15 protein-coding genes are annotated in these 15,825 nt (G+C 60.9%); 4 read left to right on the forward strand and 11 right to left on the reverse strand.

What is annotated here, in order from left to right; all coding sequences use genetic code 11:
* The first annotated feature begins 115 nt into the window (after positions 1-115).
* On the forward strand, positions 116-631 hold the full coding sequence (gene fabA / locus D906_RS02205) for a 3-hydroxyacyl-[acyl-carrier-protein] dehydratase FabA (RefSeq protein ID WP_003251509.1): 516 nt from the start codon (positions 116-118) through the stop codon (positions 629-631).
* A gap of 11 nt (positions 632-642) precedes the next feature.
* Positions 643-1,863: a beta-ketoacyl-ACP synthase I gene (gene fabB, locus D906_RS02210; protein WP_019099700.1), complete on the forward strand. Its 1,221-nt coding sequence runs from the start codon at positions 643-645 to the stop codon at positions 1,861-1,863.
* 47 nt (positions 1,864-1,910) lie between these two features.
* Here the strand turns inward: fabB and D906_RS02215 are convergent, their stop codons facing one another.
* Positions 1,911-2,918, reverse strand: a complete 1,008-nt coding sequence (locus D906_RS02215; RefSeq protein ID WP_016711637.1) for an amidohydrolase family protein — start codon at positions 2,916-2,918, stop codon at positions 1,911-1,913.
* Between the two features lie 117 nt (positions 2,919-3,035).
* Between D906_RS02215 and D906_RS02220 the strand changes: the two genes are divergently transcribed.
* Complete coding sequence (locus tag D906_RS02220) at positions 3,036-3,899, forward strand: pirin family protein (RefSeq protein WP_027615095.1); 864 nt, start codon at positions 3,036-3,038, stop codon at positions 3,897-3,899.
* 30 nt (positions 3,900-3,929) lie between these two features.
* On the opposite strand, the gene D906_RS02225 is transcribed toward D906_RS02220, so the two are convergent.
* From D906_RS02225 to D906_RS02240, 4 genes are all read right to left on the reverse strand, one after another.
* Positions 3,930-4,655, reverse strand: a complete 726-nt coding sequence (locus tag D906_RS02225; RefSeq protein ID WP_025753311.1) for a dienelactone hydrolase family protein — start codon at positions 4,653-4,655, stop codon at positions 3,930-3,932.
* 78 nt (positions 4,656-4,733) lie between these two features.
* Positions 4,734-6,638, reverse strand: a complete 1,905-nt coding sequence (gene htpG / locus D906_RS02230) for a molecular chaperone HtpG (protein WP_016711640.1) — start codon at positions 6,636-6,638, stop codon at positions 4,734-4,736.
* Between the two features lie 70 nt (positions 6,639-6,708).
* Entirely contained in the window at positions 6,709-7,191 is a 483-nt protein-coding gene (locus D906_RS02235; RefSeq protein WP_016711641.1) for a PaaI family thioesterase, read from the reverse strand.
* Positions 7,188-7,664: a PaaI family thioesterase gene (locus D906_RS02240; protein WP_019099698.1), complete on the reverse strand. Its 477-nt coding sequence runs from the start codon at positions 7,662-7,664 to the stop codon at positions 7,188-7,190. Before D906_RS02240 ends, D906_RS02235 begins: the two co-directional genes overlap by 4 nt.
* 154 nt (positions 7,665-7,818) lie before the next feature.
* Here D906_RS02240 and D906_RS02245 point away from each other — a divergent pair, with 154 nt between their 5' ends.
* Positions 7,819-8,130 carry a hypothetical protein gene (locus D906_RS02245; RefSeq protein WP_016711643.1) on the forward strand — a complete coding sequence of 104 codons (312 nt, stop codon included), beginning with the start codon at positions 7,819-7,821 and terminating at the stop codon, positions 8,128-8,130.
* Between the two features lie 67 nt (positions 8,131-8,197).
* On the opposite strand, the gene D906_RS02250 is transcribed toward D906_RS02245, so the two are convergent.
* The 6 genes from D906_RS02250 to odhB form a co-directional block, all read right to left on the reverse strand.
* Positions 8,198-8,947 carry a DUF599 domain-containing protein gene (locus D906_RS02250; RefSeq protein ID WP_025753308.1) on the reverse strand — a complete coding sequence of 250 codons (750 nt, stop codon included), beginning with the start codon at positions 8,945-8,947 and terminating at the stop codon, positions 8,198-8,200.
* A gap of 211 nt (positions 8,948-9,158) precedes the next feature.
* The gene (gene brnQ, locus D906_RS02255; RefSeq protein ID WP_016711645.1) at positions 9,159-10,472 is read right to left on the reverse strand and encodes a branched-chain amino acid transport system II carrier protein; all 1,314 of its coding nucleotides are present in this window, start codon (positions 10,470-10,472) and stop codon (positions 9,159-9,161) included.
* 375 nt (positions 10,473-10,847) lie between these two features.
* Positions 10,848-11,732 (reverse strand): succinate--CoA ligase subunit alpha, encoded by an 885-nt coding sequence (gene sucD / locus D906_RS02260; RefSeq protein WP_003254203.1) that lies wholly within the window; start codon positions 11,730-11,732, stop codon positions 10,848-10,850.
* Entirely contained in the window at positions 11,732-12,898 is a 1,167-nt protein-coding gene (gene sucC / locus D906_RS02265) for an ADP-forming succinate--CoA ligase subunit beta (protein ID WP_027615096.1), read from the reverse strand. Before sucC ends, sucD begins: the two co-directional genes overlap by 1 nt.
* A gap of 172 nt (positions 12,899-13,070) precedes the next feature.
* The gene (lpdA, locus tag D906_RS02270; protein WP_003254207.1) at positions 13,071-14,507 is read right to left on the reverse strand and encodes a dihydrolipoyl dehydrogenase; all 1,437 of its coding nucleotides are present in this window, start codon (positions 14,505-14,507) and stop codon (positions 13,071-13,073) included.
* A 93-nt stretch (positions 14,508-14,600) separates the two neighbouring features.
* Positions 14,601-15,824, reverse strand: coding sequence for a 2-oxoglutarate dehydrogenase complex dihydrolipoyllysine-residue succinyltransferase (odhB, locus tag D906_RS02275; RefSeq protein WP_027615097.1), 1,224 nt, complete (start codon positions 15,822-15,824; stop codon positions 14,601-14,603).
* Between the last annotated feature and the right edge of the window lies 1 nt (position 15,825).

Below are 15,825 nucleotides of genomic sequence, written 5' to 3' on the forward strand. Positions count from 1 at the left end.
GTGACTTTCACCACAACGCAATAGTCTACCTGTAGGCTGCCGCCCCGAACGCGTTGCGTATTGGGCCGGCCGGGAAGGTTCATCCCCTGCCACAGGGGGTTATTGAGGAGCTCGCATGACCAAACAACACGCCTTTACTCGGGAAGACCTGCTGCGCTGCAGTCGCGGTGAGCTGTTCGGCCCAGGTAATGCGCAACTGCCCGCGCCGAACATGCTGATGGTCGATCGCATCACCCATATCAGCGAAGAAGGCGGCAAGTACGGCAAAGGTGAATTGGTCGCCGAGCTGGATATCAACCCGGACCTGTGGTTCTTCGCCTGCCACTTCGAAGGCGACCCGGTCATGCCGGGCTGCCTGGGCCTCGACGCCATGTGGCAGCTGGTGGGCTTCTTCCTCGGCTGGCAGGGCCTGCCGGGCCGCGGCCGCGCCCTGGGTTCGGGCGAGGTGAAGTTCTTTGGCCAGGTACTGCCTGAAGCCAAGAAAGTCACGTACAACATTCACATCAAGCGCGTCCTGAAGGGCAAGCTGAACATGGCCATCGCCGATGGCTCGGTCAGCGTCGACGGCCGCGAGATCTACACCGCCGAAGGCCTGCGGGTCGGCGTGTTCACCTCCACTGACAATTTCTAAGGGTTATTCGCATGCGCCGCGTCGTTATCACTGGTCTGGGCATCGTGTCGTGCCTGGGCAATGACAAAGCTACCGTCACCGAAAACCTGCGCAACAGCCGTCCGGGTATCCGTTACAACCCGGAATACAAGGAAATGGGGCTGCGTAGCCAGGTTTCCGGGTCCATCGACCTCAACCTCGAAGAACTGATCGACCGCAAGGTCTACCGTTTCGTCGGCCACGCTGCTGCCTACGCCTACCTGGCCATGCAGGACGCGATCAAGGACGCCGGCCTGACCGAAGAGCAGGTTTCCAGCCCGCGTACCGGCCTGGTAGCCGGCTCTGGCGGCGCCTCGACCCTGAACCAGATGGAAGCGCTGGACACCCTGCGCGAGAAAGGCGTCAAGCGCGTCGGCCCATACCGCGTTACCCGCACCATGGGCAGCACCGTTTCGGCATGCCTGGCCACCCCGTTCAAGATCAAGGGCATCAACTACTCGATCTCGTCGGCCTGCGCCACTTCGGCTCACTGCATCGGTACCGCTCTGGAGCAGATCCAGTGGGGCAAGCAAGACATCGTCTTCGCCGGTGGCGGTGAAGAAGAGCACTGGAGCCAGTCGTTCCTGTTCGATGCCATGGGCGCTCTGTCGACCAAGCGCAACGAAACCCCGGAACTGGCCTCGCGTGCCTACGACGCCGACCGTGATGGCTTTGTCATCGCTGGCGGTGGCGGCATGGTCGTGGTCGAGGAGCTGGAACACGCCCTGGCCCGTGGCGCCAAGATCTACGCCGAAATCGTTGGCTACGGCGCCACGTCCGACGGCTACGACATGGTTGCCCCGAGCGGCGAAGGTGCCATCCGCTGCATGCAGCAGGCACTGTCCACCGTCGACACCCCGATCGACTACCTGAACACCCACGGCACCTCGACCCCGGTCGGTGACGTTGCCGAGATCAAGGGCGTTCGCGCCGTGTTCGGCGACAAGGCACCGAAAATCAGCTCGACCAAGAGCCTGTCGGGCCACTCGCTGGGCGCCGCTGGCGTGCACGAGGCGATCTACTGCCTGTTGATGATGGAAAACAACTTCATCGCCGGCTCCGCCAACATCGACGAGCTGGACCCGGAGGTCGCCGACCTGCCGATCCTGCGCAAAACCGAAGAAAACGCCAAGATCGACACGGTCATGAGCAACAGCTTCGGCTTCGGCGGCACCAACGCCACCCTGGTGCTCAAGCGCTGGGAAGGCAAGTAAGACGCTGATGCGGTAATCGAAAACGCCCCGACTGGTTCGGGGCGTTTTTATTTGTGCTGCCTGGGTAAAACCGCGAGAAAATTATCCCGCGCCACTTTGTTGGCCACCTCCTCCGACAAGGCATCCAGAAACGGCCTGAACCCGTGCATCTGCTCTCCCAGGCTGCCAAACCGCCCCACCACGTCCGACCCCAGCATGAAACGCTCCGGGTACTTTTCGACCAACGCCACCCATTCCTTGCGCGGCACGCCTTTGTCGTCCAGCAGATACGGCTCCAGCACACTCCACGACAGGTCCACATAAAGGTTCGGGTAGTCCTCCAACAGCCGCGTCAGCACCGGCAGCAGAAAGTCCATCTGCGTCTGGTGCCGGTGTATCTCCATGCTGCTGCCGGCATGCGCCCAGATGAACCGCGTGTGCGGGTGATTACGCAGCGGCTCTTCGATTTCCGCCAGGTACAACGGGTTGCGCTCGCGCTTGGAGGTGATGTTGGAATGCAGCAACACCGGCAGGTCACGCTCGGCCGCCAGGTGGTAGATACGCGTCATGGCTTCGTTGTTGGCGCGCGGCGTGTCGCCACTGGTCAGCGCTGTCAGGTCGTCGTGCCGGGTGAACACCTCGCCAATGCCCTGCCACAACCCCGGATACAGGTCGAGCATCCGCTCGATGTGGCTGACAGCGTTCTTGTCTACCGGGTTGAAGCCCGTCAGAAACGGATGAAAGCGCTTACGCTGCTCTTCCGGCAATTGCTGCAGGGCTGCGGCCACATAGGTATCGGTCGCGCTGTACCAATAGGCATCGGCATCGTCACCGGCGTAATAGCGTGGGCGTTTGGGCTCGTCCTCGTGCCACTTCTTGGCCACCGGTATGCCGGAAATCATCGACTGCTCGATACCGGCAGCATCCATGGCCTTGATCAATGCCGGCATGCCTTCGCTTTCCTGGAAGAAGTCGACGTAGTGCAAGTGGGCATCGCTGTAGCGGTAGTCGCGCGCCTGTGCCGTCTGGCACAGCCAGCCCGTCAACAACACGCAAGCCAGCGCTTTGGCAATCATGGGCAGCTTCCTTCCAAGGGGGCGAAAACAGTAGACCGGCCGTTAAGCGAGACGGTTCAGCCGAAGCGGGCAAACCGCTATGCTGGAGGCATTTCCACTTCGCCTGGAGCCCACCCCATGAGCAGCCCCCTGATCATCCGCCCACGCGCCGAATCGGTCGAGGGCCAGCCGATCCTGCGCCCGCTGCCAGCGGCCCAGTGCCGCAGCGTCGGACCGTTCGTGTTTTTTGACCACATGCTGGAAACCGACTACGCCCCAGGGCATGGCATGGATATCCGCCAGCACCCGCATATCGGCCTGTCGACCCTGACCTACCTGTTCGAGGGCGCGATCCTGCACAAGGACAGCCTCGGCTCAGCACAGCGGGTACTGCCCGGCGATGTCAGCTGGATGACGGCTGGCAGCGGCGTGGCCCATGTGGAGCGCACGCCCGACGACGCCTTGGCTCATGGCTCGCGCCTGCATGGCTTGCAGGTATGGCTGGCCTCGCCGCGTGAACATGAACAAGGCGCGGCAAGCTATAGCCATCACCCGGCGGCGAGCCTGCCAGTCAGTGAAAACCTGGGGGTGCGCATTTGCATGATTGCCGGTAGCGGGTTCTGCCTGGAATCACCGGTGCCGGTGCTGTCCCCTACCCTTTATGCGCATGTGCGGATGCAGCCGGCAACCACCTTGCAGGTACCGAACGAGCATGCGCAACGAGCGCTGTATCTGCTGGATGGTGAGCTGCTGTTGAACGATGAAGACGTGGAGCCGTGCAGCCTGGTGGTGCTGCCGGAAGGCGAAGAGGTGGTGCTCTATGCAGAGGAAGAGTGCCAGCTGGTGCTGATTGGCGGCGAGCCTTTGGATGGACCGCGGCGAATGAACTGGAATTTCGTGGCCAGTGACCCGGAGCTGATCGAGCGGGCCAGGGCAAGGTGGGCGGCGGGGGATTGGCCGGTGGTGCCGGGGGAAACCTCCAGGATCGAGTTGCCGAGGTAATTGGGGCCGCTTTGCGACCCCAAATCACAGTCAGCGCTGGAACACTTCTGTCAGCAGGTTATGCATCGAGCGGAACGCCCGCTCCGAGGTGCGCCGGTCATACTGCATCTTGCCCGGCACATTGGCACTCGGATCGGTAAACGAGTGCACCGCCCCGCCATAGCTCAACAACTGCCAATCCACCTTGGCCGCGCTCATCTCGTCTTCAAATGCTGGCAACTGTTCCTTTGGCACCAGCGGGTCGCAAGCCCCATGCAACACCAGCACCGAGCCCTTGATGCGCTTGGCATCCTCCGGGTTTGGCGTATCCAGCGTGCCATGGAACGACACCGCCGCACGCAGATCGGCACCGGCACGGGCCAGCTCCAGTGCACAGCAGCCACCAAAGCAGAAGCCAAACGTGCCGACCTTGCCTGGCTCCAGCAGCGCCTTCGACTGCCCCAACAGCTGCGCCAGGGCTTCCTGCATGCGCTTGCGCAGTTCGCCCCGGTCGTTCTTCAATGGCATCATCGCCGCGCCAGCCTCGTCGGCGTTAGACGGGCGCACCGACTGCCCGTACAGGTCGGCAATCAGCACCACATAGCCCTTCTCAGCCACTTCCTTGGCAATGCGCTCAGCCCCTTCGCCAATGCCCATCCAGTTCGGCGCCATCACCAGGCCTGGACGGCCCAGCGCCCCTGGTTCATAGACCAAGCGGCTTTCGTAGGTTTTGCCGGACAGGTGATAAACCAGCGATTCGACGATTACCTTGCTCATCAAGCACTCCTTAGGCACTTATTCTAAAAAGTCCGCCATGAAAAAAGCCCGCCGAAGCGGGCTTTCCTAAGCATCAACTCAAGCAGACAGCTCGACCAGCAGCTTGTTCAGGCGACGAACGTAGGCCGCCGGGTCCTTCAGGCTATCACCGGCCGCCAGGGCCGCTTGATCGAACAGGATGTGCGACAGCTCGGCGAAGCGGTCTTCGCTCTGCTCGTTGTCCAGCTTTTCAATCAGCGGGTGGGTCGGGTTGAACTCGAAGATCGGCTTGGATTCCGGCACCTTCTGCCCGCTGGCCTCCAGAATCTGACGCATCTGCAGGCCCAGGTCCTGCTCGCCAATGGCCAGAATCGCCGGGGAGTCGGTCAGGCGGTGCGACACGCGCACTTCGGCCACGCTGTCACCCAGCGCGCCTTTCAGGCGCTCGACCAGGCCTTCCTTGTCCTTGGCCACTTCTTCCTGGGCTTTCTTGTCTTCTTCCGAATCCAGCTTGCCCAGGTCCAGGTCGCCACGGGCGACGTCGACAAACGCCTTGCCGTCGAACTCGTTGAGGTAGCTCATCAGCCACTCGTCAATGCGGTCGGTCAGCAGCAGCACTTCGATGCCTTTCTTGCGGAAGACTTCCAGGTGCGGGCTGTTCTTGACCTGCGCATACGACTCGCCGGTGAGGTAGTAGATCTTGTCCTGACCTTCCTTGGCGCGGGCCACGTAGTCGGCCAGGGCGACGCTCTGCTCGCCACTGTCGTCCTGGGTGGAGGCAAAGCGCAACAGGCCGGCGATTTTCTCCTTGTTGGCGAAGTCTTCGGCCGGGCCTTCCTTCAGCACCTGGCCGAAGTTCTTCCAGAAGCCCTTGTACTGCTCGGGCTCGTTCTTCGCCAGTTTTTCCAGCATGTCGAGCACGCGCTTGGTCAGCGCGGTCTTCATCGAGTCGATGATCGGGTCTTTCTGCAGGATTTCACGCGACACGTTCAGCGACAGGTCGTTGGAGTCGACCACGCCCTTGATGAAGCGCAGGTACAGCGGCAGGAACGACTCGGCCTGGTCCATGATGAACACGCGCTGCACGTACAGCTTCAGGCCGCGCGGTGCTTCACGCTGGTACAGGTCGAATGGCGCGCGGGCCGGCACATACAGCAGCGAGTTGTATTCGAGCTTGCCTTCAACCTTGTTGTGGCTCCAGGCCAGCGGGTTTTCGAAGTCATGGCCGATGTGCTTGTAGAACTCCTGGTATTCCTCGTCCTTCACCTCGGTGCGCGAACGGGTCCACAGGGCGCTGGCACGGTTGACGGTTTCCCACTCTTCGGCCGGCTGTTCTTCGCCTTCGGCGGCTGCTTGTTCTTTCGGCAGCTGGATAGGCAGGGCGATGTGGTCGGAGTACTTCTTGACCACGTTGCGCAGGCGCCAGCCATCGGCAAACTCTTTTTCTTCCTGCTTCAGGTGCAGGACGATGCGGGTACCGCGCTGAGGCTTGTCGATAGTGGCGACTTCGAACTCACCCTCACCTTTCGACGACCAGTGCACGCCTTCGGCGGCTGGCTGGCCGGCACGGCGGCTGTAAACGTCGACCTTGTCGGCCACGATGAACGCGGAGTAGAAGCCCACGCCGAACTGACCGATCAGGTGCGAGTCCTTCTTCTGGTCACCGGTGAGGTTCTTCATGAAGTCGGCAGTGCCGGACTTGGCAATGGTACCCAGGTGGGCGATGACGTCTTCACGGCTCATGCCGATGCCGTTGTCTTCGAGGGTGACGGTACCGGCGTCCTTGTCGAAGCTCAGGCGAATCTTCAGGTCGGCGTCGCCTTCAAGCAGTTCTGGCTTGGCCAGGGCCTCGAAGCGCAGCTTGTCGGCCGCGTCGGAGGCGTTGGAAATCAGCTCCCGCAGGAAGATTTCCTTGTTCGAATACAGCGAATGAATCATGAGGTGCAGCAGTTGCTTTACCTCGGTCTGGAAGCCCAACGTTTCCTTTTGTGTTTCCACAGTCATGGTCTTCGAAACTCCGATCTGATGGCAGTGGGCGCCTGGCGGCCAGTTCGGCCTGCCTTAGCGGCGGATGTCATTCAGATGGGGGCTGCCCGGATGATTTCAAGGGCTTTTCCGGTTCGATCTTGAAATGCGCGCGGGCCGTGGCAATAGGTGATTGCCTGTCGCCCTGCCAGGCGGTAATGGCGACATTCGTCACCCGTCGCCCCTGGCGCCACAGCTGGCACTGGGCGTAGGTATCGCGAAAATGCCCGGCACGCAGGTAGTCAATCGAGAAATCGATGATCTTCGGGATGCTCGCACTTTCGCTGTAGATCAACAGGTACAAGGCCGCGGACAGCTCCATGAACCCCGCAATCACACCACCGTGGATGGCGGGCAGCAACGGGTTGCCGATGTTGTCCGGGCTGGCCGGCAGGCGGAACAGCAGGTCGTCGCCCTGACGTTCGCATTCGATACCAATCAGCCCGGCATAAGGGATCAGCGCCAGCAATGGCCCGTAGTCGCCCACCGCGTGGGCGGCGTTGAGCTGTTGACGAACCGCGTGTGGAATCATGCCCCGCCCTCCTTCAGGCTATTGCCGAAACGGATACCGCCCTTGATCTCCTGCCCCAGGCGCATGAACGTGCCCACCACCTGGCAAATCGGCTGTTCGGGATCGTCTTGGTAGGCGGTACCACGGGTAAAGATCACGTCGCGGGTCACCCGGTAGCACTGGGCATGGCCGTAGATGTCCTTGCCGGCTTCGGCCGGGTGCATGTAGTCGATGCGCAGGTCCAGTGTCGGGCACACCTCGAAGCGCGGCAGCACGCACAGCGTGGCCATGCCGCAGGTGGTGTCCATCAGTGTGGTCAGGGCGCCGCCATGCACAGCGCCGGTCTGCGGGTTACCGACAATGGCGGCCGACCAGGGCATGACCAGGGTCATGCCATCGGCATCGGCTCTCGCCACACGCATCTGCAGCAACTGACAATGTCTAAGCGCCGAGAGGAAACGGTCGGCCATGGCCATCAAGGTTGAATCGCTCATTCGCTGTTTCCATCCGCACTGCCTCAGCGGCATAAAATCGTTAAAAAGTCTATCTAGAACGGGGCGTTATATATCTGTAACCTTCGCGGAACTTATTCCGCGTAGTTGCACTCGAAGGAACAAGTCACTTATTCCACCAAGGAGAAACACCCCCATGCGTAAACCTTTTGCTTTTGCTCTGATGCTGGCCGCTGCCATGGGCCTGGCCGCTTGCGATAAAGCGAGCGAAGACAAAGCCCAGGACGCACAGCAACATGCCGAGCAAGCCCAGGAAAAAATGGGTGAAGCTCAGGATAAAATGAACGAGGCCGCCAAGGAAAACGCCGAAGCCGCCAAAGATCAGGCTGAAGCCGAGCAGAAAGCTGCTGAAGAAGCCGCTCCGGCTACTCCGGCTCCAGAAGCCGCCCCAGCCGCTCCGGCGACAGAAGCTGCTCCTGCTGCTCCGGCAGAACCAGCCAAGCAGTAATTGGCTAAAACAAAAAAACCCGACGCTGTCGGGTTTTTTTGTGCCTTCAATTTAAAGATTAAACGTTTCAGTTACCTGCTACGGTACTTTCCCTGCCCGGTTCGTTAGGCACACTTTCCGTGGGTGTGAACACCATCACATCCAGCACATCCGAATGGAACTCGCGGCGATACAAAATCAAGACGACACCGACACTCATGACCATGAACAACCACGGGCTGATGAACCAGCTCAACATGGCCATGCCGAAGTAGTAAGAGCGCAACCCCAGGTTGAACTGGTTGGCCGCCAGCGACAGCACACGCGCGGCCCGCAAGGCGAAGGCCTTGCGCTCCAGCTCATTGACCAACCGTTCACCGATCATCGGTGCAGAACCCACCAGCACGGCGGCAAAGTTGTACTGGCGCATGCACCAGCTAAAAGTGAAGAAGGCATAGACGAAGACCGTGGCCAGGCACAGCAGCTTGATCTCCGACATCCCCTGGGAGGTCTGTTGCACCAACGGCAGGTCGGCCAGCAGCGACAGCGCCCGGTCAGAGGCACCCAGCACGGTAAGGATGCCGGCAAGAATGATCAGCGTGCTGGACGCAAAGAACGATGCGTTGCGCTCAAGGTTGCCGATTACGCTGGCATCGGCGATTCGGTTGTCGCGCAACAGCATGCGGCGCATCCAGTCTTCACGGTACAAGTGCAGCACGCTGGCCAGGCACGCGGTGTCACGCCCCTTCCAGATGGCATAACGGGTATAACCGCCCCAGCACAGGGCAAACCAGGCGATGGCCAGGAGGTTGTTGAAGTTGCTTTGGATGAAGTTCATGCAGGGTTCCCGAATGGGCCAGATGCCTAGAGGATAGGGACCGGGTTTCGACGCTGGCAAGCGGTAAAAGGCACAAGTCCACCCTGAAAAACGCACTGATCATGCCGCCAATAAAAAACCCCGCATCCTTGCGGATACGGGGCTTTCGCGTCTGGGCCGTTGGCGAGCACCCTTTTGGCTTGTGGCCGGTGCCGCCCTCAGGCTTCGACTATCAGGCCAGCGCTTCGCGCGGCTTGCCGAGCATGCGGTCGCAGGCCACGGCACCCACCAGGGTCACCACCGAAGGCACCAGCCAGGCCAGGCCTTGGTCGCTCAGCGGCAAGTGCGCCATGAAGTCCGGCAGCACATGGGCAATGCTGCTGCCCTTGATCGCATCAACCATGCCGAACACCAGCGACACCAGCATCACCGGCGCCAGAATGCGGGTCGGCGAGTTCCACAGGTCCTTCACGAAGCTCAGGCCAACCACCACGATGCAAGGCGGGTAGATGGCAGTAAGCACCGGGATCGAGAACATGATCAGCTTGGTCAGGCCCAGGTTGGAGATCAACAGCGAGAAGCCCGCCAGGATCACCACCAGTGCCCGGTACGACAGCGGCAGAATCTGGCTGAAGTACTCGGCGCAGGCGCAGGTCAGGCCGACAGCGGTCACCAGGCAGGCCAGTGCAATCAGCACGGCCAGGAAACCGCTACCCAACGAACCGAAGGTATGCTGCACGTAGGCATGCAGAACCGCCGCACCGTTGGTGGCGTCAGCCGCGATGTCGTGGCTGGTGGCGCCCAGGCGGAACAGGCTGATGTACACCAAAGCCAGGCCGACACCGGCGATCAGGCCGGCGATGATGGCGTAGCGGGTAATCAGCTTCGGCGACTCGACACCGCGCGAACGGATGGCGTTGACGATGACGATACCGAACACCAGGGCACCCAGGGTATCCATGGTCAGGTAGCCATCGGAGAAGCCCTTGGAGAACGCAGCGGCGGCATAGGCAGGCTGTGCTTCGCCAATGGTGCCGGCCGGCAGCGCGAAGGCAGCAATGCCCAGCACGGCCAAGGCGATGATCTTCAACGGTGCCAGGAAGCGGCCCACGGTATCGAGCAGTTTGCCCGGGTACATGGACACTGCCAGCACCACGATGAAGTAGACCAGGCTGTAGATAAACAGCGCCAACGGGCTTTCACCGGTCAGCGGCGCCACACCCACTTCGAACGACACGGTCGCCGTACGCGGCGTCGCGAACAGCGGGCCGACCGACAGGTAGCACACAGCCGCCAGCAGGCCGCCGAAGAACTTGCCGATCGGGCTGCTCAACGCATCCATACCGCCGCCGACCTTGGCCAGGGCGACCACGGTGATGACCGGCAGGCCCACGGCGGTCACCAGGAAGCCCAGTGCAGCCATCCATACGTGCGGGCCAGACTGCAGACCGACGATAGGCGGGAAGATGATATTGCCTGCACCTACGAAAAGCGCAAACGTCATAAAGCCAAGCGCCAGGATGTCCTGGCCTTTGAGAACTTTCATTTAAGGTAGTACCACACTGCTGAAATCGGGATTCGAGAGGGGATTTCCCTATGGGTGAGGGAAATGCTGCCCGGCCTTATAGGCCAGACCCGTTTAGCGTGTCGTTCCCTTTTGGGGAGCGGGCACAAAGTGAACGCGTAGACTAACCGTTTTACCCGACAAACGCACTGTTACAGTGCTGCTTGTCCGATGTGCGTACATGTTTGTCGTCTGGTTATCTGTGTCGGGCGATAATTTATTGCCAATTAGTGCGAATGTCTGGTGGAAAAACCTGATGAGGGCCATCGAATTTTCCACCTTTACAAAAATACCCAACGCTAAAACGACAAAGGCCACCCGAAGGTGGCCTCTGTGCGCGTGGGGGGTGTAGCAGTATTACTTCTTGGCTTCCCAGCCAGTCAGCTCGGCCAGGGCCTTGCCGATGTCAGCCAGGGAACGCACGGTCTTCACACCCGCGTCCTGCAGAGCAGCGAACTTCTCGTCTGCAGTGCCCTTGCCGCCGGAGATGATGGCGCCAGCGTGGCCCATGCGCTTGCCCGCAGGTGCGGTAACACCGGCGATGTAGGAAACGACTGGCTTGGTCACGTGGGCCTTGATGTAGGCCGCAGCTTCTTCTTCAGCCGAACCGCCGATCTCACCGATCATGACGATCGCTTCGGTCTTCGGGTCTTCCTGGAACAGCTTCAGGATGTCGATGAAGTTGGAGCCCGGGATCGGGTCACCGCCGATGCCGACGCAGGTCGACTGGCCGAAGCCGGCGTCGGTGGTCTGCTTCACAGCTTCGTAAGTCAGGGTGCCGGAACGCGAAACGATACCGACCTTGCCTGGCAGGTGGATGTGGCCTGGCATGATGCCGATCTTGCACTCGCCCGGGGTGATGACACCTGGGCAGTTAGGGCCGATCAGGGTAACGCCCAGCTCGTCGCACTTGACCTTGGCATCCAGCATGTCCAGGGTAGGAATGCCTTCGGTGATGCACACGATCAGCTTGATGCCGCCGAAGGCCGCTTCCAGGATCGAGTCTTTGCAGAACGGAGCTGGTACGTAGATGACCGAAGCGTCAGCGCCGGTAGCTTCAACGGCTTCCTTGACGGTGTTGAACACCGGCAGGCCCAGGTGGGTGGTGCCACCCTTGCCTGGGGTTACGCCGCCGACCATCTTGGTGCCGTAGGCGATGGCTTGTTCGGAGTGGAAAGTACCCTGCGAGCCGGTGAAGCCCTGGCAGATGACTTTGGTGTCTTTATTGATCAGGACGCTCATTACTTGCCCTCCGCAGCTTTGACAACTTGTTGAGCAGCGTCGGTCAGGCTGGTTGCCGCAATGATGTTCAAACCGCTTTCTGCCAGTACTTTAGCGCCCAGTTCGGCGTTGTTACCTTCAAGGCGAACAACAACCGGAACTTTAACGCCGACTTCTTTCACTGCACCGATGATGCCTTCGGCAATCATGTCGCAGCGAACGATGCCGCCGAAGATGTTGACCAGAACGGCCGCGACGTTGCTGTCGGACAGAATGATCTTGAACGCTTCGGTAACGCGCTCTTTGGTAGCACCGCCGCCAACGTCGAGGAAGTTGGCCGGCTTGCCGCCGTGCAGGTTGACGATGTCCATGGTACCCATGGCCAGGCCGGCACCGTTGACCATGCAGCCGATGTTGCCTTCGAGGGCAACGTAGTTCAGTTCGAACTTGGCAGCGTGGGCTTCACGGGCGTCGTCCTGCGACGGGTCGTGGAAGGTTTTCAGCTTAGGCTGACGGTACATGGCGTTGGCGTCGATGTTGATCTTGGCATCGAGGCAGTGCAGGTCGCCGTCGGCCTTGATCACCAGCGGGTTCACTTCCAGCAGCGCCAGGTCGTGATCCTTGAACAGCTTGGCCAGGCCCACGAAGATCTTGGCGAACTGTTGAACTTGCTTGCCTTCCAGACCCAGCTGGAATGCCAGCTCGCGACCCTGGAACGGCTGAGCGCCGACCAGTGGGTCGATGGTGGCCTTGAGGATTTTCTCAGGCGTTTCGTGAGCGACTTTCTCGATGTCCACGCCACCTTCGGTGGAAGCCATGAACACGATACGGCGGCTCGAACGATCGACTACAGCGCCCAGGTACAGCTCTTTGGAGATGTCAGTGCAGGATTCGACCAGAATCTTGGAGACGGGTTGACCGTTGGCATCAGTCTGGTAGGTAACCAGATTTTTGCCCAACCACTGTGCAGCGAACGCCTTGGCGTCTTCCTTGCTGCGAACCAGCTTGACGCCGCCCGCTTTACCGCGACCACCCGCGTGAACCTGGGCTTTTACCACCCACTCGTTCCCGCCGATCTTGTCGCAGGCTTCTGCAGCTTGCTCAGGGGTATCGACTGCGAAACCCTTGGAAACTGGCAGGCCGTATTCAGCGAACAGCTGCTTACCCTGATACTCGTGAAGATTCATGCTTTTTACCGTCTTCGTTAGGTACTGCGCTTCGGCGCTGCGCCATTACTGGCGCCGCACCACCTGTGACCGTTGACCCCGGGTTTTCCCGTGTGATCCGGTCCGGCGGACGTTCCGCGGTGAGTCATGCACGCAAGACTCACGACGGGCTGCCCGCCGTGGTTTCTTATAATTAACGCTTCTTACGGTTGGCCACGTGAATGGCGCCGCCATTCACTGCCAGCGCTGCTTCATGCAACGCTTCGGACAGGGTTGGATGGCTGAAGACCATCATGCCCAGATCCTCGGCACTGGTGCCGAATTCCATTGCGATTGCGCCCTGCTGCACCAGTTCGGCAGCCGATGGGCCAATCACGTGTACACCCAGGACGCGGTCGGTCTTGGCATCGGCGATGACCTTGACGAAACCACCGGTGTCGTTGGCTGCCATCGCACGGCCGCTGGCCGCGAACGGGAAGGTGCCCACGTTAACCTCAACGCCTTCGGCCTTCAAGGCCTGTTCGGTCTTGCCGACCCACGCGATTTCCGGGTGGGTGTAGATAACCGAAGGGATCAGGTCGTAGTTCATCTGGGCCTTGTGGCCTTTGATGCGCTCGACAACCATGATGCCCTCTTCCGAGGCCTTGTGGGCCAGCATCATGCCGCGTACCACGTCACCGATGGCGTATACGCCCGGCACGCTGGTAGCGCAGTAGTCGTCGACGAAGATGTAGCCACGCTCGTCGATGGTCACGCCGCTGTCGGCCGCCAGCAGGTCGGTGGTTACAGGGCGACGGCCGACCGCAACGATCAGCTTGTCGAAGGTGATCTTCTGCTCGCCTTCGGCGTTGGTGTAGGTCACTTCAACTTCGTTGCCGTTGACTTTCGAGCCGGTGACGCGAGCGCCCAGCTTGATGTCCAGGCCTTGCTTGGTCAGGGTCTTCTGGGCTTCTTTCGACACGGCGGTGTCAGCAGCCATCAGGAAGGTGTCCAAGGCTTCCAGGACGGTGACTTCAGCACCCAGGCGAGCCCAGACCGAGCCCAGCTCCAGGCCGATCACGCCGGCACCGATAACGCCCAGGCGCTTCGGTACGGCCTGGAATTCCAGGGCGCCGGTGGAGTCGACGATGACGTTCTGGTCGACCGGAGCCGGCGGAATGTCGATCGGGCGCGAACCGGAAGCCAGGATCACGTTCTCGGCTTCGATGACTTCAGTGGTGCCGTCAGCCTTGGTGACTTCGACTTTCTTGCCTGCCAGCAGCTTGCCGTGGCCCTGGATCGAAGTAACGCCGTTGGCCTTGAACAGGGTGGCAACGCCACCGGTCAGGTTCTTGACGATGCCAGCCTTGCGGCCAACCATCGCGGCGACGTCCATCTTCACTTCACCCGTGGAGATACCGTGGACGTTGAAGCTCTCTTTGGCTTCCTTGTATTTCCAGGAGCTGTCCAGCAGCGCCTTGGAAGGAATGCAACCTACGTTCAGGCAGGTACCGCCCAGGGCCAGCTTGCCCTCGGCGTCGGTGTACTTCTCGATACAGGCAGTCTTCAGACCAAGTTGGGCAGCCTTGATGGCAGCCACATAGCCGCCAGGACCTGCACCAATCACCACTACGTCGAATTTCTGGGTCATAAAAGATTCCTTATCAGCTACAAGCTACAAGCCGCGAACCGCGCGGCATGGCTTCTTGCGAAGCCAGGGCCGGCACGGTACGCAGCCAGAGGGTTAGATGTCCAGCAGCAGGCGAGACGGATCTTCCAGCAGGTTCTTGATGGTGACCAGGAAGGTTACCGCTTCCTTGCCATCGATCAGGCGGTGATCGTACGACAGCGCCAGGTACATCATCGGGCGAATCACGACCTGGCCATTGATGGCCATCGGACGCTGGATGATGTTGTGCATGCCGAGGATAGCGGCCTGCGGCGGGTTGACGATCGGGGTCGACATCATCGAACCGAAGGTACCACCGTTGGTGATGGTGAAGGTGCCACCGGTCATCTCTTCGATGGCCAGCTTGCCGTCACGGGCCTTCTTGCCGAAGGTGGCGATGCCGTTCTCGATTTCAGCCAGGCTCATCGACTCGGCATTACGCAGTACCGGTACCACCAGGCCACGGTCGCTGGACACGGCAACACCGACGTCGGCGTAGCCGTGATAGACGATGTCGTTGCCGTCGATCGAGGCGTTGACAGCCGGGAAGCGCTTCAGGGCTTCGGTGGCGGCCTTGACGAAGAACGACATGAAGCCCAGGCGTACGCCGTTGTGGGTCTTCTCGAACAGGTCCTTGTACTTCGAACGCAGGGCCATGACTTCGGTCATGTCCACTTCGTTGAAGGTGGTCAGCATGGCCATGCTCGACTGGGCTTCGACCAGACGCTCGGCGATCTTGGCACGCAGGCGGGTCATCGGCACGCGCTTCTCGGTGCGGTCACCAGCGGCGACGACAACCGGGGCAGCAGCAGCGGCAGCAGGCTTGGCAGCCGGGACAGCGGCAGGCGCCGACTTCTTGTTGGCGACGGCAGCTACGACGTCTTCCTTGGTGATGCGGCCACCTTTGCCAGTGCCGGCAACGGCAGCAAGGTCGATGCCGTTTTCTTCAGCCAGCTTGCGCGCGGCCGGGGCAGCGATCGGGTCGTCTTCGCCAGTATCGGCAGCAGCGGCAGCCGGAGCAGCAGCGGCCGGGGCAGCAGCAGGTGCAGCGGCGGCAGCGCCGCCTTCAACGATCGAACCCAGCACTTCGTCGGACAGGACGGTGTCGCCCTCGCCCTTGACGATGGCGCCCAGCACGCCGTCGGCGGTGGCCAGCACTTCCAGGACGACCTTGTCGGTCTCGATGTCGACGATCAGCTCGTCACGCTTGACGGCTTCGCCCGGCTGCTTGTGCCAGGTGGCAACGGTGCCATCGGCAACCGATTCCGGGAAGGTTGGGGCTTTGATCTCGATAGCCATT

Source organism: Pseudomonas sp. LAIL14HWK12:I1 (assembly GCF_003202095.1).
Taxonomy (GTDB): domain Bacteria; phylum Pseudomonadota; class Gammaproteobacteria; order Pseudomonadales; family Pseudomonadaceae; genus Aquipseudomonas; species Aquipseudomonas monteilii.